This is a genomic window from Candidatus Cloacimonadota bacterium, assembly GCA_011372345.1.
Lineage (GTDB): Bacteria > Cloacimonadota > Cloacimonadia > Cloacimonadales > TCS61 > DRTC01.
The window spans coordinates 1-2212 of the sequence record DRTC01000121.1 but is presented as its reverse complement, the minus strand read 5'-3'; the positions used below and the strand labels follow the sequence as shown (position 1 = coordinate 2212).

Here is a 2212-nt window from a genome sequence, read left to right as displayed (position 1 = left end):
TCATTAATAATTTGCTCAGAAGATTTGACAATTTGGCAAATTGTTTTACGGCACAATCAGGATTGATTGTGTTACAATAACTCAAATGATCTTGTTTATAAAACCGAACTTGTTCGGTTAAAAATGAGGAAAAATAAAGGCTCGGAACAAGTTCCGAACTACATCTAAAAACTTGCCGAATTTTTGAAATTTGGCAAGTTTTAAAAGACAAAAAATGATAATAATCCCTATAATAACAGCAGTCATACTCATCTTCCTGTTTTACAGGAAAACCATACCCGAACTTGACAATAAAAGCAGGTATTTACTTTTTTTTCTCCGGACTTTAGCGATCATATCAGTTCTGATCTTATTAATCAATCCCGTCTATTATTTCCTGAAAAATATTGTGATCAAACCGGAAGTGCTGATCTTATCAGACAATTCAGCAAGTATGGAGCAGAAGCAAAATGAGATTTCCAAAGCCGAAATTTTACAAACATTTCAGAAATCGATGGAAAAAAAATTTACTTCGAAAAATTATAAAATCACAAAATTCAAATTTGCGGAAGGTTTAGATGGTTCTAAATCATCCACAAATTTTTCCAAAACTTTATCAGACATATCGGCAAAACACAACCTTTCTAATGTTAAAAACATCCTGCTTTTCTCAGATGGCTGGTTCAAAGATGAAAATCTGAATATCCTGGAGAATATAAATATCCCGATTTACACATTTTCTCCGGAATTTAAAGCAATCGATTTTGACCTTCAGATTTCCCGACTGAAATACAATAAAACAACTTATACGGAAGAAATTACACCGCTATTTGCTGATATCAGTGCTGAAAATTATTCAGGGAAAGCCAAATTGAACCTGGAAATAAACGGCAGAATAATCCAAACTGAAGAGATAGATTTTAATTCTGGTAATTATCAACAGATAATTTTTGAACAGAATTTCCAAAAAACAGGATTGATCCCTTTTGAAGTTAAGATTGTAGCAGATTCGACCGGAGAAATCAATTTGGAAAACAACCGTTTTCCGGCAGCAATTCAAGTTCTGGAAAGCCGTTCTAAAATCCTGATGATATCCGATAAACTCAATTGGGATGTAAAATTTGTCATCGATGCGATTCAAAAAAATCCCCGCTGGAATGCTGAATTTCTTATGAAAGATAAAATCTTAAAACAGGGAAAAACACGAGTAAAACTGCAGGATAAAATCGAAAATATTAAGGTTTTATTTCTTATAAATTCCAATAATTTGGATTTCAATAACGAAGAGATCGAGATCATAAACAGTTTCGTTAAAAATGGTGGCGGACTTTTTTTGCAGGGAAATCCTATCTCCCAATTGGCGGAAATGTATCCTGCAAAAAAGTCGAATATCAAAAAATCATTCAAATCAAATCTATATTTCACAAAAGAAAGCAAACAGTATCGATCATTTGATTTTAATGATCAGCATTCTGAGGATAATATTCCACCTGTCGATTATTATTATGTGAGTCCCAAATTGCAGGCAAAAGTGCTGGCAAAGATCGAAAATGAGGAGCAAACACCTGCAATTTTATTCCAGGAATATGAACAGGGAAAAATCCTCTATTTTGCTTTTCTGAATTTTTGGAAGTGGCAACTCTGGGATGCCGAACAAAATTTTACGGAATTCATCTCCAATCTGTGTTCCTGGCTCGGGCAGAAAAGTTCCGACAGGTTCATTTCCTATACTGATAAAAACAGTTATTTTGCGGGAGAGAACATCAGATTTCGCTTAAATGCTTATGATGAAAAACTCTCTCCCATGCAAAATCTGAACGCCAAATTAACTATCAGAAATACTGATAAAAAGTTAGTTTTGGAGAAATATCTAATCGCCAGAGAAAACGAATATTCTCTGGAAATCGAATCTCCTGAACCGGGAAAATATTCATATCAGATCAGGGATGAAAATATTGATCAGGAAACAGATGGTGAATTCCTGGTAACAGCCTATAATCCTGAAAATAGAGATCGCGGATTCAACTTTCCCCTGCTTTCGTATATTGCTCTGCAAACCAGTGGGAAAATGATCGACAAAAAAAACCTTGAACTGTTCGATTTCCCCAAAGCAACGATGAAAAATGAAGAAGTAAAAACGGAAATTCCAATTTATAAAAAATGGTTTATTATCGCTATTTTCCTGGTCAGTTTCTGTTTGGAACTTTATTTAAGGAAAAGATGGGGATTACTT

1 protein-coding gene is annotated in these 2212 nt (G+C 34.0%); it reads left to right on the top strand.

Annotated elements, in window-relative coordinates:
• Nucleotides 1–214: 214 nt before the first annotated feature.
• On the top strand, nucleotides 215–2212 hold a 1998-nt coding region (locus ENL20_02255), incomplete at its 3' end, for a hypothetical protein (protein HHE37377.1).